Origin of the sequence: Streptomyces viridifaciens (assembly GCF_001888885.2) — a bacterium.
GTDB lineage: Bacteria > Actinomycetota > Actinomycetes > Streptomycetales > Streptomycetaceae > Kitasatospora > Kitasatospora aureofaciens.
This window is the reverse complement of sequence record NZ_CP090841.1, coordinates 6,938,896-6,960,626: the sequence shown is the minus strand read 5'-3', so window position 1 is coordinate 6,960,626 and position 21,731 is coordinate 6,938,896. Positions and strand designations below refer to the sequence as shown.

The 21,731-nt window shown below is 73.5% G+C and carries 17 protein-coding genes; 9 read left to right on the top strand and 8 right to left on the bottom strand.

Translation table 11 applies throughout. The features are described from left to right. The first annotated feature begins 52 nt into the window (after positions 1-52). Positions 53-469: an MFS transporter gene (locus tag BOQ63_RS38360; RefSeq protein WP_223886165.1), complete on the top strand. Its 417-nt coding sequence runs from the start codon at positions 53-55 to the stop codon at positions 467-469. Positions 470-477: 8 nt separating this feature from the next. On the opposite strand, the gene BOQ63_RS38355 is transcribed toward BOQ63_RS38360, so the two are convergent. Next, positions 478-1,068 (bottom strand): hypothetical protein, encoded by a 591-nt coding sequence (locus tag BOQ63_RS38355; protein ID WP_499504786.1) that lies wholly within the window; start codon positions 1,066-1,068, stop codon positions 478-480. Positions 1,069-1,323: 255 nt separating this feature from the next. Between BOQ63_RS38355 and BOQ63_RS38350 the strand changes: the two genes are divergently transcribed. Beyond that, positions 1,324-2,838, top strand: coding sequence for a TolB family protein (locus BOQ63_RS38350; protein ID WP_150476288.1), 1,515 nt, complete (start codon positions 1,324-1,326; stop codon positions 2,836-2,838). A 71-nt stretch (positions 2,839-2,909) separates the two neighbouring features. On the opposite strand, the gene BOQ63_RS38345 is transcribed toward BOQ63_RS38350, so the two are convergent. Continuing rightward, positions 2,910-4,118, bottom strand: coding sequence for a hypothetical protein (locus BOQ63_RS38345; protein WP_072655829.1), 1,209 nt, complete (start codon positions 4,116-4,118; stop codon positions 2,910-2,912). Further along, on the bottom strand, positions 4,115-6,829 hold the full coding sequence (locus BOQ63_RS38340) for a hypothetical protein (RefSeq protein ID WP_150476287.1): 2,715 nt from the start codon (positions 6,827-6,829) through the stop codon (positions 4,115-4,117). The genes BOQ63_RS38345 and BOQ63_RS38340 overlap by 4 nt, the downstream gene beginning before the upstream one ends. Before the next feature lie 343 nt (positions 6,830-7,172). Between BOQ63_RS38340 and BOQ63_RS38335 the strand changes: the two genes are divergently transcribed. Further along, positions 7,173-7,742 (top strand): hypothetical protein, encoded by a 570-nt coding sequence (locus BOQ63_RS38335; protein WP_030285211.1) that lies wholly within the window; start codon positions 7,173-7,175, stop codon positions 7,740-7,742. A gap of 163 nt (positions 7,743-7,905) precedes the next feature. Here BOQ63_RS38335 and BOQ63_RS38330 read toward each other — a convergent pair whose 3' ends face one another. Further along, positions 7,906-9,399, bottom strand: coding sequence for a glutamate synthase subunit beta (locus BOQ63_RS38330; protein WP_150476286.1), 1,494 nt, complete (start codon positions 9,397-9,399; stop codon positions 7,906-7,908). 164 nt (positions 9,400-9,563) lie between these two features. Here BOQ63_RS38330 and BOQ63_RS38325 point away from each other — a divergent pair, with 164 nt between their 5' ends. The 3 genes from BOQ63_RS38325 (at position 9,564) to thpR (ending at position 12,337) form a co-directional block, all read left to right on the top strand. Continuing rightward, positions 9,564-10,247, top strand: coding sequence for a response regulator transcription factor (locus tag BOQ63_RS38325; protein ID WP_030285208.1), 684 nt, complete (start codon positions 9,564-9,566; stop codon positions 10,245-10,247). Further along, positions 10,244-11,629: a HAMP domain-containing sensor histidine kinase gene (locus tag BOQ63_RS38320; protein ID WP_030550150.1), complete on the top strand. Its 1,386-nt coding sequence runs from the start codon at positions 10,244-10,246 to the stop codon at positions 11,627-11,629. The genes BOQ63_RS38325 and BOQ63_RS38320 overlap by 4 nt, the downstream gene beginning before the upstream one ends. A gap of 90 nt (positions 11,630-11,719) precedes the next feature. Then, positions 11,720-12,337, top strand: coding sequence for an RNA 2',3'-cyclic phosphodiesterase (gene thpR, locus BOQ63_RS38315; RefSeq protein ID WP_030550148.1), 618 nt, complete (start codon positions 11,720-11,722; stop codon positions 12,335-12,337). Positions 12,338-12,694: 357 nt separating this feature from the next. On the opposite strand, the gene efeB is transcribed toward thpR, so the two are convergent. The 3 genes from efeB to BOQ63_RS38300 form a co-directional block, all read right to left on the bottom strand. Then, positions 12,695-14,032: an iron uptake transporter deferrochelatase/peroxidase subunit gene (gene efeB, locus BOQ63_RS38310; RefSeq protein ID WP_030550146.1), complete on the bottom strand. Its 1,338-nt coding sequence runs from the start codon at positions 14,030-14,032 to the stop codon at positions 12,695-12,697. Beyond that, positions 14,032-16,083, bottom strand: a complete 2,052-nt coding sequence (gene efeU / locus BOQ63_RS38305) for an iron uptake transporter permease EfeU (RefSeq protein WP_150476285.1) — start codon at positions 16,081-16,083, stop codon at positions 14,032-14,034. The genes efeB and efeU overlap by 1 nt, the downstream gene beginning before the upstream one ends. A gap of 243 nt (positions 16,084-16,326) precedes the next feature. Continuing rightward, the gene (locus BOQ63_RS38300; RefSeq protein ID WP_030285197.1) at positions 16,327-16,653 is read right to left on the bottom strand and encodes a hypothetical protein; all 327 of its coding nucleotides are present in this window, start codon (positions 16,651-16,653) and stop codon (positions 16,327-16,329) included. 407 nt (positions 16,654-17,060) lie between these two features. Between BOQ63_RS38300 and qcrB the strand changes: the two genes are divergently transcribed. Further along, positions 17,061-18,683 carry a cytochrome bc1 complex cytochrome b subunit gene (qcrB, locus tag BOQ63_RS38295; RefSeq protein ID WP_030285194.1) on the top strand — a complete coding sequence of 541 codons (1,623 nt, stop codon included), beginning with the start codon at positions 17,061-17,063 and terminating at the stop codon, positions 18,681-18,683. Between the two features lie 83 nt (positions 18,684-18,766). Here qcrB and BOQ63_RS38290 read toward each other — a convergent pair whose 3' ends face one another. Next, entirely contained in the window at positions 18,767-19,096 is a 330-nt protein-coding gene (locus tag BOQ63_RS38290) for a hypothetical protein (protein WP_072655827.1), read from the bottom strand. A 272-nt stretch (positions 19,097-19,368) separates the two neighbouring features. Between BOQ63_RS38290 and BOQ63_RS38285 the strand changes: the two genes are divergently transcribed. Next, the gene (locus BOQ63_RS38285) at positions 19,369-19,983 is read left to right on the top strand and encodes an acyl-CoA-like ligand-binding transcription factor (protein WP_030285190.1); all 615 of its coding nucleotides are present in this window, start codon (positions 19,369-19,371) and stop codon (positions 19,981-19,983) included. Positions 19,984-20,004: 21 nt separating this feature from the next. Then, positions 20,005-21,549: an FAD-dependent monooxygenase gene (locus BOQ63_RS38280; RefSeq protein WP_072655826.1), complete on the top strand. Its 1,545-nt coding sequence runs from the start codon at positions 20,005-20,007 to the stop codon at positions 21,547-21,549. Positions 21,550-21,731: the final 182 nt, after the last annotated feature.

Here is a 21,731-nt window from a genome sequence, read left to right as displayed (position 1 = left end):
GTCGCGGCCGGCACCGGCGGCTAGACCGGGCGAGTGCACCGGCACGGACGGCTTGTCCTGCTCTCCGCCGCCCTGGTCGGCACTGCCCACCGCCGCGGCCGCCTTCGCCCCCGACCTGTGGGCCGCACTGCTCTGCCTGGCCGTTGCGGGCGGCAGCCACTGGATCGGCGACACCTTCCGCAGCGCGATCTGGAACCGGTCCGTTCCGGACGAACTCCGCGGCCCCGCCGCCGGTCTGGAGCTGTTGACCGGCTCCGCCGGGCCCGCCCTCGGCGACCTGCGGGCCGGCGGCCTCGCCGCCGGCCAGGGCATCCGGGCCGCGCTGCGCACCGGCGGCCTGCCCTGCCTGGGCGGCAGCTCCGTCCTGGCCGCCGCACTCCCCGCGCTCTGGCGCTACGACCAGCGGGCGCACCGAGCGGAGGTGGTCCCGGGGTCCGCCTCTGCCCCCGCCCCGGAGCCCGCTCCGTGATCGCCCGCTCAGCCCTTCCGAGGCGCTTTCGGAGACGCCTTCGGAAATGCCGTCGGAAATGCCGTCGGTAGCTCCTGCGGAAGCGCCGAGGAATGCCGGGCGATCAGCTCGCCGAGGCGGCCGGAATCGTCCGTGCCGCGCTTGGGCAGCACGGTCAGCGTGGGCGTCCGCTCGTTCCCGCCGAGCAACACGAACAGCTCGGGCGTCTCCAGGTGGTCGGGCAGCTCCCGCCAGCCGAGCACGGTGCTGGACACCGCATTGGTGACGGTCATCCCCGCCGCGTCCACCAGGACCCGGAACTCACCCTTGCCCGCCGCGAGCCGCCGCGCCTGCCACCCCCGCAGCCAGGGCATTCCCAGTACCAGCAGGGCAAGCACGAGCATCACCACGGCCGGTGGCCGGACCACGCCGTTGGCCGCCGCGGTCAGCACCGCGCCGGTCCCGGTGAACGCGGCGCACCCGGCGAGCAGGTTCGTCGTCCTCCGGGCGGCGCGCCCGGCCACCGTGCCCCGGGCGCGGGCCGCGAAGGCCGCCCGGAAGTCTCCGGCCGTCGGTGTGAAGCGGAGCTCCACCGTCTCCGTCCGCCCGCCCGAATCCATCCCGCACGACCTCTCATCAAGCATGTGTCGCGGGATGCTAGCAAGCCCGGGCCCTGTCCGGCGGGGCGCCCCCGCGCGCACGCCCGGCCCGTTGACGTGAATACGTCGTTCCGTACGAACCACCGTTGACCACCAGCACCACCCGACGGTTGGCTCACCCACGAGCCGGCCGCCGGGGAGCCCGACGTCACCGGAACGGACGCCACCAGACGCCATCGTCGACGCGGCCCGGCCGTTCCCAGGGGAGGGGATCAGATGACCCACGCACGCACCACACCGACCCGCACCACATCCACCCGCACCACACCGACACACCGGCGCCTGCTGCGCGCCGCCTGTGCGCTCGGCGCGGCCGCCGCCCTCGCGCTGACCGGCACCCAGGCCGCCCAGGCCGACCCCGGCCGTCACCGAACGCCGGGCACCGAGCGGGTCTCCGTCGGCCTCGGCCAGGCGCAGCCCGACGGCGCCTCGCACGCCGCCGGCCTGAGCGCCGACGGCCGCTACGCCGCCTTCACCTCGACGGCCGCCAACCTCGTCCCCGGCGACACCAACGGCAAGAGCGACGTCTTCGTCCGCGACCTGCGGACCGGCCGCACCGAGCGGGTCGACACCGGCCCGGACGGCGTCCAGGCCGACGGAGCCTCCTTCGAGGCCGCCATCAGCGCCGACGGCCGCTATGTCGCGTTCAGTTCCTCCGCCACCAACCTGGTGCCCGGCGCCAACCTCGGGTCCGACGACGTCTACGTCCACGACCGCCGGACCGGCGAGACCACCCTCGTCTCCGTCGGAGAGGAGCCCGGCCAACCGCAGAAGGACAAGTTCTCCGGCCACCCCTCGATCAGCCGGGACGGCCGCTACATCGCCTTCCAGTCCAACCGCTCCGACCTGGCCCCCGGCACGGTCACCTGGCAGGGCGCCAACATCTACGTCCACGACCTGAGGACCGGGGAGAACCGCCTGGTCAGCACCGGCGCGGACGGCAAGGAGGCGAACGGCTCCTCCGCCTCCCCGGTGATCAGCGCCGACGGCGGGACCGTCGCCTTCATCTCCAAGGCGACCAACATCATCGCCCCCGACCGACCCGGGGCGCTCTCGCCGGACGCCGCCACCCGGCTCGGCGCCGAGTCCGACCAGGAGTCCGACGAGCAGTTCGTCCGTGACTCCCTCCGGAGCCCCGGGTCGCCCCGCTCCGCCGACCGCCCGCAGCTGCTCAAGCCGCACCTCTACCCGCTGTACGTCCGCGACCTGCGCTCCGAGGAGACCACCCTGGCCAGCCCGGACGGCAAGAACGGCTGGCGCGGAGCGGACTACCCCTCGCTCAGCGCGGACGGCCGCTACGCCGTCTACTCGGCCTGGGTGCAGCACGGCGACAACTGGCCGGACCACCACTTCGAGGTGTACGTGCGGGACTTGGCGAAGGGCACCGAGACCCTGGTCAGCGCCGGCCTGCCCGGGACGACGACCACCGGCGACTCCCTCAACGGCCGGATGACGGCCGACGGCCGCTGGACCTACTTCGACTCCACGGCCGCCAACCTGGTGCCCGGCGACACCAACGGCGCCGGCGACGTCTTCCGGCGCGACCTGCGCAGCGGCCGCACCGAGCGGGTCAGCCTCGCGGCCGACGGCTCGCAGTCCGCCGGCGCCTCGTACGACCCGTACGTCGACGACCGCGGCACCACGGTGGTGTTCACCTCGGAGGACGGCACCCTCGTCCCGGGCGACACCAACCAGGCCCCGGACGTGTTCGCCCTGCGGCCGCCCCGCTGAGCTCGCAGTCCCGCACCACCGACACCACATCCACATCCACAACCACAACCAGAACCAGAACCACCCGCCCGCTACCCGAAGGTCGGCAACAGGTAGCCCAACTGGGATATCACCGACCACAGTTGGTCCGCGAGCCGGGCCGCCGCGGCGAGCGCCCCGACGAACAGCTCGGGCGCGTTCGCCGCGGCGACCAGGCCGCCCTTGGCCACCACCCCCAGCCCGGTCACCACGCCCGTGCCCAGCGCCGCCCACACCCCGAGGGCCAGCAGCCCGACCGCGCCGAGCCCGGCCAGGAACAGCTCGCCCTCGGGGGTGAACAGCCGCCGGTCGCGCTCGATCGTCACCGCCAGCTCGGGGACCAACGTGGGCCCGAGCGGGGCCGGCCGCAGCCGGGCCCGTACCAGGTTGAGCATCGCCTCCCGGATCCTGTCGGGCAGTTGCACCGCCCGCAGCGGCACCCGGTGGATGTGGTACAGCACCAGCCCGTCGTATCCCGGACGCCCGTTGGCCGGCCGCGGGTACTCGCGGAACTCGGCCCGGTCGGTGGGCCAGTAGCAGATCCAGTCGACGTACGTCTCGCCGTTCTGTTCGGTGACGTTGACCGGCATCGGCAGGATCTTCAGCCCGGCCCCGAGCCGCCAGTCGGTGCCGGCGGCGACCACCGAGTACGGCAGCTGCTGGAGCGCGGTGCGCTGCATGGCGACCAGCCGGTTCTCGATCACCCGGCCGCACGGGTCACGCAACACCGCTATCTTCCCCTGGAGTTCGCGGTAGGTGTCGAGGGCGCCGCCCTCCGTCCCGACCTCCAGTGCCTCCATCCGCAGTTCGGGGACGTGGTCCTGCAGGCCGAGCAGGTCCGGCTTGAGCGCACCGCCCGGGGTGAGTTCGCGGACGGCCTTGACCAGCTTGACCGCCGGGGTGCTGCGGTCCTTCAACATCCGCTTGATCGCGTCGACCTTGGCCGTGGGGAAGGTGTTGCGCAGGTCCTCCGACAGCACCTGGAGCACCATCCGCAGCACCGGGTCCTGCGGCTGGGCGGTGAGCCGCCCGTACGGCAGCGCCTCCCCGGGGCCGAGCCGTTCCCGGCCGGGCGTGCCCCACCACTCCGCGATCCGGTCGAGCTGGAAGGTCACCCAGGTCGCGCCGGGCCGGGCGTCGAACTCCACCCCGAAGTGGTGGCGCACCCACAGCTCGGCGGCCAGGTACTCGAAGACCGTCGACGGCTCCTCGCGCGCCTTGCCCAGCAGCAGGCAGGTGTCCTGGTCCCTCAGGAAACTCATGCGATGTCCTTCAACGGGCTGCTCACCGCGATGTCCGTGCCCGAGGTCGGCGTGTACTCGTTCCACTTCGCGATCAGCGTGCCCCGGTGGCCGGGGCGGCGGACCGGGAACGGCGTCAAACTGCCGTCGTGCCGGTGGGCCAGCCCGGACAGCAGCAGGTGGCCGTCGTCCGGCACCCGTACGACCGTGGCGTTCTCCTGGATCCGCCGGTCGTCGTACTCGTCCACGACCGCCACGGTGCCCGGGTCGAAACCCTCGCTGGAGGCGACCGGCACCAGCACCGGCGCTCCCCCGGCCGCCGGCTGGACCACGGCCGCACAGGTGGTCACCACCTCGTCCTCCAACAGCAGGGAGCTGCTGCCCGGGTTGGCCGGCGGGATGCCCGGATAGTTGCGGTCGTCGTAGGCGGCGATCTCCCGGGCGATCGTCAGGTACGGGTGGTCGGCGGGCAGCGGGGCACCGCGGAAGCCTCCCTCGGCGAACCGCACCCAGGCCTCCTCCCACCCCTTGCGCACGGTGAGCACCACCCGGGCGCTGCCCGCCCGCAGGAATGCCTGCCGGTTGGCGTCGGGGTGGCTGATCCGGCTGACGAAGGGCCAGGCGGCGGGCGCGTCCCAGAAGTAGGAGTAGAGGAAGGTGACCACGTTCTCCCACTCGATGGCCTGGTTGACGAAGGCCACCTCCGCCTCGTGCCCGAGCACCGCCGCCCAGGCCGCGGAGCTCGTCCCGAGCGAGCCGGTGTCGTCACCGGGGAAGCCCGCGCCGCGGCCCAACCGGTCGGGGTCGTTGCCGACCGAGGCCTTGAAGGCGTCCACCACCTCGGACGGCATCAGGTGGTAGTCCGCCCCGAGCAGGAAGCGCAGCACGCCCTTCATGATCTCGTCGCTCTCCTCGCGCCGGAGGGTGAGGGTGTCCACGCCGTTGAGGCGTTCGCGCAGCGCGGCGGCGCGGGCGGCGAGGTCCTGCTGTTCGGCGTAGTACTTGGTCTGGGCGGCGTTGAACAGCGCCGCCCAGACGTCGTTCTGCCACTGCCGTCGCGCCTCGTCGGTGGGTTCGACGACGGCGGTCAGGCTGAGCCAGGTCTGCCGGTTGTTGACCAGGTGGAAGCTCACCGTGCAGGGCCCGCTCGCGTGCGCCAGCAGGGCGCCGTTGACCGGGTCGGCGAGGTCGACCGGGCCATGGGTGCCGAACGGCTCGTTCCATTCGGGGATGCTGCTGCCGAGCACCTTGAGGTTGTAGTTGTAGTCGCCGGTGCGGCTCTCCGAGGTGAACCGGAACTGCAGGTTCTTGATCCAGTACCGGTCCGGGACGTTGAGCGGCGGCGCGTCGAAGATGGCGGCGCCGTCGTTGTTCGGGGCTGTGACGTTGACGTGGATGTCCGGGTGCGGGCCGGGGGCGAGCGGCACCGCGGCGCCGTACCGCTCGGCGAGCACCAGGTAGTGCGCCTGGTTCTCCCCGGCGCGGACCTCCTCGGTGATGTCGGAGTGCGGAACATCGAACCGGAACGGCCCCAACCGCGCCTCCAGCGCCGCTAGTTCGGCGTACGACTGGCGCAGCGCACCGGCCGGTTCGGGGATCGCCAGGTCGTACGTCAGCCGCAGCCCTGAGCGGTAGAGCCGCACCCGCCACTTGCGCATCATGCTGAAGTAGTCGATCCGGACGGCGTCGGTGGGGCTGGCGTTCCTGAGGGTGCGGGTGGTGGTCTCCGAGGAGCCGGTCACGGTGGTGGTCGTGATGGTGACCTTGTGCTCCTGCTTGGTGCGCGCGGAGGCCTTCTGGGTGATCGCGGTGGCGTGCTTGCGGCTGTCCGTGGCGGACTGCGAGTCGGCGCTCTGGCTCGTCATCCCGGAGCTGGCGGAGCCGGAGATCAGCGAGATGCCGCCGGAGACGGTGCCGGTGACGTTGAACTGGTTGCTGTGCTGGAGCTGGTTGGTGGTGGACTGGGCGAGCTCGGTGTTGTCGGTGACGCCGGTCTCGCTGACGTTCTCCAGCGAGTCGGTGACGATCGAGCTGAACTCCTTGGAGGTGACGGACCACTCCTTCTGGGTGACGGCGGTCTCCTCCAGCGGCGCCAGCGGGACGGTGGCGACCAGTTCGCCGCGCTCGATCCCGGCCGGGGCCATCTCCAGGCGCTCCAGGTTCAGCATGCCGAGCGGCTCGACGGCCGCGTTGTGGTCGTACGCGGCGTTCGCGGCGGCGGCCCGCCCGGCCCGGGTCCGCCCCTCGGCCGTGGCGTCCGCCCGGCGCAACCCCTCCAGCTCGCCGCCGAGCGCCCGCAGCGCGGGGCCGTGCGCGGCGGCCAGTACGGCGGCCCGCAGCGGTCGGTCGCCGGGGTCGGCGGCGGAGGCGGCGAGCAGCTCCCAGGGCAGCTCGGCCGTCAACCGCCCGCGCAGCGCGGCCACTTCGTCCGGCCGGAGACCGAGCCTGCGCAGGTAGGCGTGTTCGACGAAGCCGGGGCTGCGCGGCGGGCCGTCCACCTTCACCGCGACGAGGGTGGCTTTCGGGATGCTGCGGGCCGCCTGCCCCAGCACCGGCGGCTGAGCACCGCCCGACCACGGCGGCACGGGCGGTACCGGCAGGCACGCCACGGCCGTCGGCGCCGACGCCGACGCCGACATGAACGTCGGCGTGGACGCGACGGTGGACGCCGGCGTGGACGCGACCGTGGACGCCGGTGGCTGCGCGGGCACCCCGGGAAGTCGGTCGGTCATGGCGGCCCCCTCCGTCGTCTGCTGCCCGGCACCTACCCCTGGTCGCGACGGGCACCCGACGCGGGCGACGGCTCGTGGCGCACCGCGGGTCGCGCGGAGGTGCGCACCGGCGGGCGGCCCCACCACACGCCTCTTCACCACGCACACGCCTGCCCGCCCGCCCGCTCACTCGCCCGTCTCCCGCGTCCGCGTCCGCGTCAAGCGAAATCTTCCTGCGAGAACGTTGACTGACACTTTGTGAGATATTCACCGTCCCCTGTCTACTCGCATAGACCCGCAGATGGTGACATGGACACACACCGCCCGGCACCCCGCGCCGGGCCCGTGACAGGGAGCTCCCCACATGCTTCGTGCCCACCGCATCGCCCCCGCCGTCGCCACCGTGATGCTCGCCGCGGCCGCCCTCGCGACCGCCGGTACCGCGCACGCCGCCCCCACCGCCGCCGCGCACACCCGCGCCGCCCTCGACGCGACCTGCTCCCAGGCCTACCTGCCGCTGCCCGACCCGTCCTGCACCCCCGGCGCCACCAACCCGGACGTCACCCAGGACACCATCGACTCCACCATCTGCGTCGCGGGCTACAGCACCTCGATCCGCCCGTCCACCACGTACACCAACCGCCTGAAGGTCCAGCAGATCGCCCAGTACGGCTACGACGACACCAGCACGGCGGACTACGAGGAGGACCACTTCATCCCGCTGTCGCTCGGCGGCAACCCGACCGACCCGAACAACCTCTGGCCCGAGCCGCGCTACGCCACCGGCACGAGCGGCCTGTCCTCCACCGACAAGGACACCGTGGAGTACAAGCTCTACCGCGCCGTCTGCAACCACCAGGTGAACCTGGTGCCCGCCCAGCAGGCCATCGCCACCGACTGGACCACCGCCCTCTCGGTCCTCGGCCTCGGCTGAGCCCCGGCCTCAGCAGGCCCCAGGCCCCAGCCGACCCGGCCTCAGCAGGCCCCAGGTCCCAGCCGACCCGGCCTCAACTGAGCCCAGGCCCCGGCCGACCCCCTTCCTCAACTGACGTACGCCTCGGCTGACCCCGGACCGCCCGGCGCGGGCGCCCCCGCCCTCACGGCGTGAGCGCCCGCGCCGACGCCCCCACCGGCGCCGGGAGTTCGGTCCGTCCGCGCAGGTAGCGGTCCACCGCGGCGGCCGCCGACCGGCCCTCGGCGATCGCCCAGACGATCAGTGACTGGCCCCGCCCGGCGTCCCCGGCGACGAACACCCCCTCGGTGGCGGTGCCGAACCCGTCGTCCCGCTCCAGCACGCCCTCCGGCCCGACGGCCAGGCCGAGTTGGGCGAACAGCGGCTGGTCCGGCTCCGGCCCGCTGAAGCCCAGCGCGAGCAGCGCCAGCTGCGCCGGCAGCACCCGCTCGGTGCCCGCCCGGGCCTCACGCCCGCCCTCCGCGCACGAGGCGAAGCGGACGGCCGCCAGCTGCCCGTCCGGCCCCGGCTCGAACCCGACCGTCACCGCCTCGAACACCCGGCCGTCCTCCGCCGACGGCTCCGGACCTCCCGCCACCGCCCCCGCCTCCTCGTGCGAGGTGGTCACCCGGTACACCTTCGGGTGGACCGGCCAGGGCTGCCCCGGCGCCCGGCGCCGCGGCGGGCGCGGGTTGATGTCGAACTGGGTGACCGCGGCCGCGCCCTGGCGCAGCGCCGTCCCCAGGCAGTCGGCCGCGGTGTCCCCGCCGCCGACGATCACCACCCGCCTGCCCTCCGCGGACAGCGGCGAGTTCGCGAGGTCCCCCTCGTCCACCCGGTTCGCCCAGGTCAGGTACTCCATCGCCGGATGCACCCCGGGCAGCCGGCGCCCGGGCACGGCCGGTTCCCGGTGGGCGGTCGCGCCCACCGCGACCACCACCGCGTCGTACTCGGCCCGCAGCCACTCCCCCGTGACGTCCCGCCCGGCCCACACCCCGGTACGGAACTCGGTTCCCTCGGACCGCAGTTGGTCGAGCCGCCGGTCCAGCCGGTGCTTCTCCAGCCGGAACGGCGGGATCCCGTAGCGCAGCAGCCCGCCCGCGCGGTCGGCCCGCTCGTAGACCGTGGTCGCGTGCCCGGCCCGGGTCAGCTGCTGGGCGGCGGCCAGCCCGGCCGGGCCCGAGCCGATCACCGCCACCCGCCGGACGGCACCCCGCCGTTCCGGCGGCAACGGCCCGTCCCAGCCCTCTTCCAAGGCCCGGTCGGCGATCGCCAGCTCCACGTTCTTGATCGTCACCGCGGCCCCGTCGATCGCCAGCACGCAGGCGCTCTCGCACGGCGCCGGGCAGAGCCGCCCGGTGAACTCCGGGAAGTTGTTCGTGGCCAGCAGCCGGGCGGCGGCGGCCCGCCAGCCCCCGTCCGCCGCCAGTCGGTTCCACTCCGGCACCAGGTTCCCCAGCGGGCAGGCCGCGTGGCAGAACGGCAGTCCGCAGTCCATACAGCGCGCCGCCTGCCCGCCCACCACCGGCAGCAGGGCCCCCGGCCGGTACACCTCCCGCCGGTCCCCCAGCCGCTCCCGCGCGTCGCGCCGCTCCCGCTCCGTGCGCGGGGTGGTGAGGAAGGCCATCCGCTCTGCCATCGCGGCCTCCGGCGGGACGTGCTGACACGGACCGGCGGCACACCCGGCGGGACACCACCGTGTGGCCACCGTACGCCCACGAAGCAGAGCGCGAAACCCGCGGCGGGCAGGAACCCCGCGCCCCGCTCTCCACTGCCGTGAGCACGCCAGGGAGAATCTCCCCCATGACCCACACCGTGCTGATCGCCGAGGACGACCGCGCCATCCGCGACTCGCTCACCCGAGCCCTGACGCTCGAGGGCTACCGGGTGCGGATAGCCGCTGACGGCACCCAGACCCTCGCCGTCCTCGCCGAGCAGCGCCCCGACGTCCTGGTGCTCGACGTGATGATGCCGGCCCCGGACGGCCTGGAGGTCTGCCGCCGGCTGCGCGCCGCCGGGGACCGCACCCCGGTGCTGATGCTCACCGCCCGGGTCGAGGTCCCGGACCGGATCGCCGGGCTCGACGCCGGGGCCGACGACTACCTGGTCAAACCCTTCGACGTGGACGAGCTGTTCGCCCGGCTGCGCGCCCTGCTGCGTCGCAACCCCCCGGCCGACACCCCGGAGGACGTGCTGACCGTCGCCGACCTGCGGGTCGAGCCGCCCGCCCGCCGGGCCTGGCGCAGCGGACGCGAACTGGAGCTGTCCCGCACCGAGTTCGACCTGCTGGAGCTGCTCACCCGCAACGCCGGCGCCGTCCTCGACCAGACCACCCTGTACGAGCGGATCTGGGGCTACGACTTCGGCCCCGGCTCGAAGAACCTCGCGGTGTTCATCGGCTACCTGCGGCGCAAGCTCGACCGCCCCGGCCTCGCCCCGCTGATCCACACCGTCCGCGGCGTCGGCTACACGCTGCGCGAGCCGTGACCGGCCCCGCGGTCCGCCGCCCCCGCCTGCCCCGCCCGGGCCTGCGCACCACCCTCTCGCTCGCCTTCGCGGCGATGGCGGCGCTGGTCGCGGTGCTGATCGGCACGCTCGGCTACCGCGCCGCCGCCGCCCTGATCCGGGACGACGAAGCGGACGACTTCAACTCCGCCGTCCACGCGGTGAGCGGCCAGGTCGAGCGCGAGAAGCTGTACCCGGGGGACTTCAACGGCCCGAGCGGGCTGGGTGAGCAGCTGCTGCACCCGATCCGGGTCACCGCGCAGGCCCTCGACTCCAGCGGGGCCGTCCTCCCGGGCACCTCCCGCGTCGTCCTGCCCACCACCCCGGACGAGCGCGCGCTCGCCCACGCCGAGGCCCCCGCCCGGACGGTGACCTACGAGTGCGACCTCCCCGGCGCCACCTGGCGGGTGGGGGTGGTCTCGCTCGGCGGCGGCCGCGGGGCCGTCCAGGTCGTGCAGCGACTCGACGACGTCGAGCTGCTGCTGGCGCGGCTGCGCACCCAGATGGTGGCCGTGGTGGCCGCCGTCGTGCTGGTGGCGGGCGGGGCCGGCTGGCTGGTCGCCGGACGGATCACCGGCCGGCTGGTCCGGCTCACCGATGCCGCCGAACTGGTCGCCTCCAGCGGCCGGTTGGACGTCCCGGTGCCGGCCGCCGGGACGGACGAGGTGGGCCGGCTCGGCCGCGCCTTCGACCGGATGCTGGTCCGCCTCGCCACCGCCAAGGAGAACCAGCGCCGACTCGTCCAGGACGCCGGGCACGAGCTGCGCACCCCGCTGACCAGTCTGCGCACCAACCTCTCGGTGCTGCCCAGCATCGACCGGCTGCCGCCCGCCGAGCGCGCCGCCCTGCTCGCCGACCTCTCCGAGGAGGCCCGGGAGTTGACCGAGCTGGTGGAGGAGCTGGTGGCGCTCGCGGCCGACCGCAAGGCGGACGAGGACCCGGTCGAGGTGGTGCTCGCGGAGGTGGTGCACGAGGCCGCCGCCCAGGCCCGTCGGCGCAGCGACCGGGAGATCACCGTGGACACGGACGGCACGGTCGTCATCGCCCGCCCGGACGCGCTGGCCCGCGCGGTGAACAACCTGCTGGACAACGCGGCCAAGTTCGACCCGGCCGGGACGTCCCCGATCGAGGTGGTGGCGCGCGGCCAGCGGGTCGAGGTCCGCGACCGCGGGCCGGGCGTCGACGCGGCCGACCTCGACCGGATCTTCGACCGCTTCTACCGCGCCACCGCCGCCCGCAGCCTCCCCGGTTCGGGCCTGGGCCTGGCCATCGTCGCCGAGGTGGCCCGCTCCCACGGCGGCACCGCCTTCGCCGCCAACCGCAAGGGCGGCGGCGCCGTGATCGGCTTCACCCTCGGCGACTGACGACCATCGACCGGCCGGGGCGGGCGCGAGGGCGTGTCTTTCGGATCACGCCCTCGTCGGCGGCCGGTTCCGGAGTGCTAGAAATCCCTCGTGCACGATCACCCGGAACCCCCGACCCGGCGCCTCTTCGTGGCCCTGGCTCCGCCCGACGACGCCAAGGACGAACTGGGCCGGGCCCTGCAGCCGGCCTACGCCGGGTACCCGCGGCTGCGGTGGAACCGGATCGAGGACTGGCACATCACCCTGGCCTTCCTCGGCGAGCAGCCGTCCGCCGTGGTTCCGCCCCTGCAGGCGGCCCTGGCCGGTCCGGTCGCGTCGTGTCCCGCCCTGCGGCTGGGCCTGCGGGGCGGCGGCCACTTCGACGAGCGGCTGCTGTGGAGCGGGATCGACGGCGACCTGGAGGGGCTGCACCGGCTCGCCGCCGCCGTCCGGGAGGTGGTGACGTCCTGCGGGATCGGGTTCAGGGACCGACCGCTGCGCCCGCACCTGACGCTGGCCCGGGCCCGCCGGGACGACCCGGACAGCGTGCCGCGGGCCGCAGCCGGGCTGAGCGGGTTCGTGGGCCGGCCGTGGCAGGCCGAACGCCTGCACCTCGTCGGCAGCAACATCGGCCGCGGCCCCGGGCCGATCCGCTACCGCGACATCGCGGCGTGGCGACTCGGCGTCGCCGTCCGGGCCCGGGCCGAGGACGCCCCCACCGGGCCGTAGCAGCCCGAGGACGGCGGCCTGGACCGGGCCGCACGGCACTTCGCCCGCGCCGATGGACTCGGCTGCCCGCACGTGCGCGAGCGGGTCGCCTACCTGGCGGTCCTGCGGTTGGCGGAGCGGGCCGGTCGGGCCCAGGTGCGCGAGGCCCTCGTGACCGTCCGCGAAGTGCACCCGGCCCTGGGGCCGGAGCAGCTGTTCCACCCGGGCTGCCGGGCCGTCCTCGCGGGCCCGGCGAGGCCCGACGACCCGGATGCGGGCTTCCTGCCGTCCGTGGCCCGGATCGCCCCGGACCGGCTGTACGAACACCGCCGAACCGGTACCCCGGCCCCTGGCGACGTCACCTCAGGACCTCAGACCTCAGACGGCGGCCAGCAGCCCCCGCCCCAGCCAGTCGGCGTCGTCCTTCACGCCGGGCAGGACGAAGAAGTACCCGCCGCCGGTCGGCGAGATGTAGTCCACCAGTGGCTCGTCGATCAGCCGGGTCTGGGTGGCCTCGAACTGCCGCACCACGTCCTGCTGGTAGCAGCAGAACACCAGGCCCATGTCCAGGTTGCCCGCCTTGTCGACGCCCCGGTCGTAGTTGAAGCCGCGGCGCAGGATGCGCGAGGTGTCGGTGTCGGCGGTGCGCGGGTTGGCCAGGCGGATGTGCGCGTTGAGCGGGATCGCCTTGCCGTCCGGGTCCTTGCCGTAGTCCGGCGCGTCGTTCTCCTGGTGGCCGTCCAGCGGCGCGCCGGTGTCGCGGCGGCGGCCGAACATCTTCTCCTGCTCGCTGAGCTTGACCCGGTCCCAGAACTCGATCAGCATCCGGATGATCCGGATCACCTGGTAGCTGCCGCCGGTCGCCCAGGCGGGCTCGCCCATGCCGTCGTTGACCCAGATCAGCCGGTCCATCTCCCGGGTGGAGGTGGTGTCCGGGTTGACTATGCCGTCCTTGAAGCCGAGCAGGTTGCGCTGGGCGCCGTCCGGGCGGGACTGGTTCTGGAAGCCGTCTATCCGCCAGAGGATCTGCATCCCGCCGCGGGTGTGCCGGGTGATGTCGCGCAGCGCGTGCAGCACGGTGTCCTGCCGGTCGGCGCAGATCTGCAGCGAGAGGTCGCCGTGCAGCTCGTCGGCCCGGAGGTTGTCGTTGGGGAAGGTCTTCATCGGCGTCAGCTTGACCGGCTTGGCCTTGGCGAGGCCGAAGCGGTCGTCGAACAGCGAGGCACCGACGCCGACGGTGACGGTGAGGTTGTCGGTGGGCACGACGGGGCCGAGGATGCCGCTGTCGGACGGCGGGGCGCCGACGCCGAGGTCGGGCGGGGTGCCGCCGGCGGTGAGGAAGCGGATCCGCTCGGTCAGGGTCCTGAACAGGTCCTCCAGGCCCTTGCGGTCCTGGGCGATCACCTGGCAGGAGACGAAGGCAGCGTAGCCGGGGGCCGGGGTGGTGATCCCGGCCTGGTGGTCGCCGTGGAACGGGACGGCGCCGGACTTCGTCTGGTGGGTGTCCCCGGCGGCGGCCGGCTCGGCGCCCAGGCCGAACGCCCCACCGGCGAGGACGGCGGCCCCGGCGCCCGCGCCGAGCGCGGCCCGGACGAAGCTGCGGCGGGCCGGACCGGCCGGGCAGGCGCCCTGCTCGACGACCGGCTCGGCAGCGGCGGCAGCGGCTGCGGCGTGCGGGAACGGGCAGGAGCCGGCGGCTGCGGTGTGGTCGGTCATCAGGCGGCCTTCCGGATCTCGAGCAGGGCGGGGACGGGCGAGAGGTCTTCGAGCAGCTGGCCGGTGGCTCCGTTCAGCTGGCGCCGCGTGTCGGCGGGCAGCTTGTCCAGCGGGGTCCAGCCGTCGGCGGTGCGGGCGGCGGCGACCAGGTCGCCGACCCGCTTCATCCCGGCGTTGACCCGGACCAGCACCTGCGGGTCGCGCTCGTCGAGCAGCGGCTGCAGCAGGGTCAGCAGCTCCTGGGTGCCGGCCAGGTTGGCCTGGGTGGTGGCCAGGCTGGTGCCGCTGCCCATGTCGGTGTCGCCGGTCAGCTCGAACTGGAGGGTGTTCTCCAGGATCTCGTGGGCGCGCAGCGGCAGGTCGCCCGGGTCGAAGTCCTGGCCGGGGAAGTCGTGCACCAGCTTGGCGACGTTCTGGGCGAGCTCGTCGGCGACGGGCGTCAGGTCGGCGGCGGACCGGCCGTGCCACAGGCCGTACTCCAGGCGCAGGAAGCCGGTGAAGCCCGGGTCCTGCTCCTTGTCGGCGTAGCCGTCGGGGCGGCCGTCGATCTTCTTGTCGAGGTCTGCGAAGGTGCCGTAGGCGGCGCCGAGCGAGGCGTACTGCAGGTGGGCGGTGAGCCAGTCGGCCTTGGCGGTGGCGAGGTCGCCGGCCCGTACGTCGGCCTGGATCTTCTGGGTCTGCGTCATCAGGGTCGCGAGGCCCTTGTTGACGTAGTCCTTGTAGCTGTCCAGCGGGGCCTTGAGGTCGTCCTCGGAGACCGGCTTGACGGCCTTGACCTCGGCGCCGCCGGTGACGTGCACGGTGGCGGAGGTGACGGACGTTCCGCCGGTGGGCACGCAGCGCCAGGCGTAGTCGCCGGAGCCGATGGTGGCGGTGAGCGCGCGGGTGGTGCCGGGGGCGAGGCCCTCGATCTCGCCGTAGACGGCGCCGCTGCCCGGGTTGACCAGGTAGACCTCGGAGACCTTGTCGCCGGTGTTGTGCATCTGGAACACCTGCTGGCCGGGCTGGGGGCTGCCGAAGCCCTTGCCGCACTCCTTCTCGGAGACCGCGACGGTGGCGGAGCCGTCCTGCTTGCCGTCGCTGACGGCGATCACCGCGCCGGCCACCACGACCGGGACGGCGATCACCGCGGTCGGCAGCACCCAGCGCGGACGGCCGGCGCCCACCGGCTTCACGGCCTCCGGCTTCGCGGCCTCCGACGGCTTCGCCACGGCGGGAGCGGCCGCCGGGGCCGCCTTGCCGCCGCGCACGCCCTCGACGAAGAGGGTCATCACGATGCTCAGGTAGGCGATGTACCCGACGACCTGGAGGACCGTCATGGTGACGGTCAGGTTGAGGGTCCCCTGGACCAGCGTGGCGTACCAGGAGGAGGCGTCCAGGTGCCCGCTCAGGTCGAAGGCGTACGTGCTGCCGCCGCCGACCAGCCCGGACTCCTGGAGGTCGCGCAGGCCGTAGCCGAGCACGCCCGCGGCGACGACGATCAGGCCCGCGCCGGTGATGGTGAAGAACTTGGTGAGGTTCATCTTCAGGGCCCGCCGGTACAGGCCCCAGCACAGCCCCACCGAAAGCAGCAGGCCGACGGCGGCGCCGATCAGCGGGCCGGTGGACTCCCCGGCGGTGCGCGCGTTGGTCCACAGGAAGAGCGAGGTCTCCAGTCCCTCGCGGGCGACCGCGAGGAAGCTGGTGAACACCAGTGCCCCCGCGCCCATCGTCAGCGAGGCCTGGACCTTCTCCTTCAGGTCGGCGGAGAGGGTGCGCGCCGAGCGGCGCATCCAGAACACCATCGCGGTGACGAAGCCGACGGCGATCAGGCTCAGCACTCCGCCGAACGCCTCCTGGGCGTGGCCGGAGAGGTTGGCGGCGGTGAAGGTGAGCACCGCGCCGAAGCTGAGGCTGAGCGCGACGGCCGCCGCGACGCCCGTCCACACCTGGGGCAGCCGGCCCTTCTGCCCGGCCCGGACCAGCGTGGCGACCAGGATCGACACGATCAGGCCGGCTTCGAGCCCTTCGCGCAGCCCGATCAGGAAGCTGGGAAACGCCTCATCCCACATGCAGCGGGCTCCTCCCCCGGGCCGCCCCGGGTTGTACCTGTCCTCGGCCGCCCCGCCGGGGGGTGCCGGCGGAACGGGCACGGCGAACGCCCCGGACCGGAGGTCCAGGGCGTTTCGCTTAGCTTAGGCAAACCTTAGAGCCACCGCGGTCAACTGCACCCCGCGTTCAGGTAAGGGTTCGGTATGGGAACACCCATGCGACGGTCAACTCCTCGCGCCGGCACCACCCGGGGGAGATCTTCGTCACCCCCACCACTGCTCGGGCGCCGCCTCGGCCTCCGCCTCCGGAGGGACCGTCACCGGTTCGGCGCAGCGCACCAGCAGGCACCCCTCCCCCGTCTCGGTGACCAGGAAGCCCCGTTCCCGAAGGACGAGCGCGGCCGCCCCGGTCACCGCCGCCCGCGCCAGGCCGGACGGCGGTCCGTCCGGCTCTTCACCCGGGGACCAGCCGACCACCACACCCTCGGGGTGGGGGCCGATCGACAGGGGCGAGGCACCCGGAGCGGTGTCGAACCCGGCGCGGGCCAGGGCCTCGGTGACGTCCTCGAAGAGTTCACGGTCATCCGCCATTGGCGCAGCGTAGGCCCACACCCTCGCGGCGCCCGGACGCCGCGCGCACCGACACGCCCCAGCTGCACCCGAGCGCAGCATCGCCCCCGTTGCGCCGGCCGAGGGCCAGCCGATCGGGCGTCGGCGCCCCCGTCCGGCCCGACACGCGCGGCCGGACGGCCCGATGGACGTGCACAGTCGGCCCCCTGCCGACAGCATGACAGAGTAAGCGCCCCATCACCCTGAGCAACGGGTCCAGCGAACCGCCCAGGTCCGTGCGCCGGTCCGCCCGGCGGGCCCGTATCGAGAGGTCCCATGATCACAACACTTCGTCGGCCGGCGTTCCCGCCGGCGGGCCTCCGCCACGGCACGCCGGGAACGCCGGGGAGCCCGTCGTGAGCACCGAACTGCACTCGCAGCCCGGACGGGTGACCAGCAGCCGCAGCAAGCCGGCCAACAAGGCCGAAGCCTTCGCCGACTGGACGGACGGCAGGCTCGGCATCTACGCCCTGGCCAAGTCCAACCTGCGCAAGATCTTCCCGGACCACTGGTCCTTCATGCTGGGCGAGATCGCGCTCTACACCTTCGTCATCATCATCCTGACCGGTGTCTGGCTGACCATGTTCTTCCAGCCGAGCATGGCCGAGGTCGTCTACGACGGGAAGTACGTCCCGCTCAAGGGCATCCAGATGTCGCTGGCGTACGCCTCCACCGTCGACATCAGCTTCGACATCCGCGGCGGCCTGCTGATGCGCCAGATCCACCACTGGGCGGCCGTCGTCTTCATCGCCTCGATGCTGACCCACATGATGCGCGTCTTCTTCACCGGCGCGTTCCGCAAGCCGCGCGAGATCAACTGGGTCTTCGGGGCGCTGCTGCTGTTCCTCGGCATGTTCGACGGTTTCATGGGCTACTCGCTGCCCGACGACCTGCTGTCCGGCACCGGCATCCGCTTCATGGAGGGTGCGATCCTGGCGATCCCGATCGTCGGCAGCTACCTGCAGTTCTTCATCTTCGGCGGACAGTTCCCCGGATTCGTCATCATCCCGCGGCTGTTCACCGTCCACGTGCTGCTGATCCCGGGGATCATGGTCGGTTTGCTCGCGGCGCACCTGATCCTGGTCTTCTACCACAAGCACACCCAGTTCGCCGGGGCCGGCCGCACCAACGACAACGTGGTGGGCATGCCGCTGATGCCGGTCTACATGGCCAAGGCCGGCGGCTTCTTCTTCCTGGTCTTCGGCGTCATCGCGTTCATGTCGGCGATCGCCACGATCAACCCGATCTGGGCCTACGGCCCGTACCGGCCCGACCAGGTGTCGACCGACGCCCAACCCGACTGGTACATGGGCTTCTCCGAGGGCCTGATCCGGGTGATGCCGGGCTGGGAGATCAGCGTCTGGGGCGGCCACACCCTGAACCTCGGAGTGTTCATCCCGCTGGTCGTCTTCCCGACCGTGCTGCTGGCCATCTGGTGCTGGCCGTTCCTGGAGGCCTGGGTCACCGGGGACCGCGGCGAGCACCACATCGCCGACCGTCCGCGCAACCACCCGGTCCGCACCGCCTTCGGCGTGGCCTGGATGGGCCTCTATGCGATCCTGCTGGCCGGCGGCGGCAACGACCTCCTGGCGACCCACTTCCACCTGTCGATCAACGCGATCACCTACGCGGTGCGGGCCGGCTTCTTCGCCGTGCCGGTGGTCCTCTTCGTGATCACCAAGCGGTGGTGCCTGGGCCTGCAGCGCCGCGACAAGGAGAAGGTGCTGCACGGCCGGGAGACCGGCGTCATCAACCGGCTGCAGCACGGCGAGTACGTCGAGGTGCACGCGCCGCTGCCCCAGGGCCGGCTGTACACCCTCACCGCGCACGAGCAGCCCGAGCCGATCGTGCTGGAGCCCGAGGTGGACGAGAACGGCGTGGTCCGCCGGGCCGGTCTGTGGACCCGCACCCGGGCCAAGCTGTCCCGCGGCCTCTACGGCGAGGGCAGCCAGATCGCCAAGCCCACCGCCGAGGAGCACGCGGAGATCAGCAGCGGCCACGGCCACCACTGATCCCCGTCCCGGTACGACGGGGCCCGCTGTGCCGTTGCCGGCGCAGCGGGCCCCGTCGTACCGCGGGCACGTCCTGGTGGCGCTCAGAGCCGCAGGGCCGCCGGGAGGACGGCGAGCATCGCCGCCACGATGGTGGCGGACAGGCAGAGCGCCGCCCAGCGGGTGCAGATCCGGCGGCACTCGGCGCGGTAGCGCGCGGCCAGTCGGCGGCAGCGCTGGACGGCGCGGTCCACGACCTCCTCTGCGTACCGCAACCGGTCGGCGGTGTAGGCCAGTTCGAGGTTCTCCCGCTCGGCGTCCGGCAGCCAGGGGAACTGCGCCGCGAAGGCCCGGGCGGCCCGTTCGGCCGCCGCGACCTCGGCCTCCCAGGCCAGGTAGCCCTCGATCCGGGCGACCCCCACTCGGGAGTTCACCCGGCCGCCTCCGGCCGGCCTGCCCTGTCGCGGGCTCCGCGCTCGCGGCGGACGCTGTCTGCCACCCATGACCGCTCCTCAAGTCCTGTCGAGTCGTCCCGCCGTCATTCCTGCGGAGCGGCGCCCCACCGGGTGCCGCTCCGCGACCAGGCAACTACTACCAGCGACGAACCGCAGGTGGCAGGCGGCTCGCCACGGCCCCGGAAGGCGGGGAAAACTTGCGCGCCGCGCACTATTGCGCGGCGCGCATCTTTCCCGGCAGAGTGGTGGCCATGACGAACGGGCAGCCCGGTCTGCGGGAACGGAAGAAGGCCGCGACGCGGGAGGCACTGAGCTGGGCGGCGCTGCGCCTGGCCGTGGAACGGGGACTGGAGAACGTCCGGGTGGAGGACATCGCGGCCGCGGCCGGGGTGTCCCCGCGCACCTACAACAACTACTTCTCCAGCAAGGCCGAGGCGATCGTCTTCCGGCACCGCAGCCGGATCCTGCGGGCCGCCGAGGCCCTGCGGGCCCGCCCGGCGGCGGAACCGCTGTGGGAGGCGCTGACCCAGGCACTCGTCGAGCCCTTCGACGGCGCGGAGGAGACGCCCGACCCGGCCTGGGTCACCGCCGTACGGCTGCTGCTGCGCGAGCCCTCGCTCCAGGCCGAGCTGATCCGCGGCGGCGCGCGGACCCGGGCCGAGCTCACCGCGGCGATCGCGGCCCGGACCGGCACCGACGCCGAGCGGGACCTCTACCCGAAGCTGGTCGCCTCCGCCGCGCTCTCCGCAATGCAGGTCTCCAACGAGCACTACCTGAGCGCCGATCCCGTGGTGCCCTTCAAGTCGCTGTTCGCCGAGGCGCTGCGGCAGCTGGCCGCCGGGCTGCCCGAACCTTCGTCTTCATGAACCGTCAGAGGGGGATTTCAGATGACCAACGACGTCGTCATCGTCGGCGCCGGCCCGGTCGGGCTGTTCCTGGCCTGCGAACTGGCGCTCGCCGGGGTCCAGCCGGTGGTGCTGGACCGGCTGCCCGCGCGCTCCGGCGAGCAGAAGGCCAACGGGCTGGTCGGCCAGGTGCTCCGCCTGCTCGACCACCGCGGCCTGTACGAGTCGCTCAGCGGCGCCCCGGGCGCGCCGCGGCCCGTACCACGCTTCGTGTTCGGCGCCTTCCCGCTGGAACTGCACCGGCTCGACGCCAACCCGCTGCACGCCGTGCCGGTGCCCCAGCATCGGATCGAGGAGGTGCTGGAGGAGCGCGCCCTCGACCTCGGCGTCACCGTGCGCCGCGGCCACGAGGTCACCGGCCTCACCCAGGACGCCACCGGGGTGACCGTCGACGTCCACGGCCCCGACGGCGCCGAACGGCTACGGACCCGCTACCTGGTCGGCGCCGACGGCGGCCGCAGCACCGTCCGCAAGCTCGCCGGGATCGGCTTCCCCGGCATCACCTCACCCGACCCGGTCTCCCGGATCGCCCACGTACTGCCGCCCGAGGGCATCCGCATCACCGACGACGGTGACGTCCTGCTGCCCGGCTGCCCGACCCCGTTCCGCCCCTACACCCACACCCGCACCGACCACGGCGTGTTCGTCATCGTCCCCTTCAACGCGGACGCCGTCATGATCGCCACCCTGGAGTGGGGCGGCCAGCCGGTGGACCAGCAGGCCCCGCTCACCCTGGACGAGCTGCGCGCCAGCATCCGCCGGGTCACCGGCGCCGACCTGGAACTCGCGCCAGCCCGAACCACCGGCCCGTTCACCCCGCGGCGCACCGTCGGCCACAACACCAGGCTCGCCGAGCGCTACCGCGACGGCCGCGTCCTCCTGGTGGGCGACGCCGCCCACGTCCACGCCGCCACCGGCGGCCCCGGCCTCAACCTCGGACTGCAGGACGCCGCCAACCTCGGCTGGAAGCTGGCCGCCGACGTCCACGGCTGGGCCCCGCCCGGCCTGCTGGACAGCTACCAGCACGAACGCCACCCGGTCGGCGAGCGGGTCTTCATGCACTCCCAGGCGCAGATCGCGCTGATGTCCCCCGGCCCCGGGATCACCGCACTGCGCGCCCTGGTCGGCGAACTGCTCTCCCACGACGACAACCTCGCCCGGATCGCCGCGCTGATGGCGGGCAGCGACGTCCGCCACGACACCGACTGCCCGCACCCGCTGGCCGGGGGCTTCGTCCCGGAGCTCACCCTCGGCACCGCCGGCGGGGCGGTGCGGCTCGCCGAACTCGCCCGCACCGCCCGGCCGTTGCTGATCGACCTGAGCGGCGGCGGGCTCGACCCGGCCGACCGGGCGGCGGGCTGGAAGGACCGGGTCGACGTGGTGACCGCCGACTGCGCGCAGCCGCCCGCCGCCGCACTGCTGCTGCGCCCGGACGGGTACGTCGCCTGGGCCTGTGCCCCCGGGGACTCCGACCCGGAGGGACTGGACCGGGCCCTGCGCCGCTGGTTCGGCGGACCGCGCGACTGAGCGAGCACGGTGAAGTCGCTCAACACGCTGAACTGCGCGCTGCTCGGCGAGTTCGGCCGGCGGCCGGGTGGATCGTCGACCTCGGGAACACCACCGGCGCCCGGGCGACCGGGATGATGACGCCGTTCTGGCTCCGGATGACGTGCCACCTCGGCAGCCCCGAGTTCAACTACTCCTCCAGG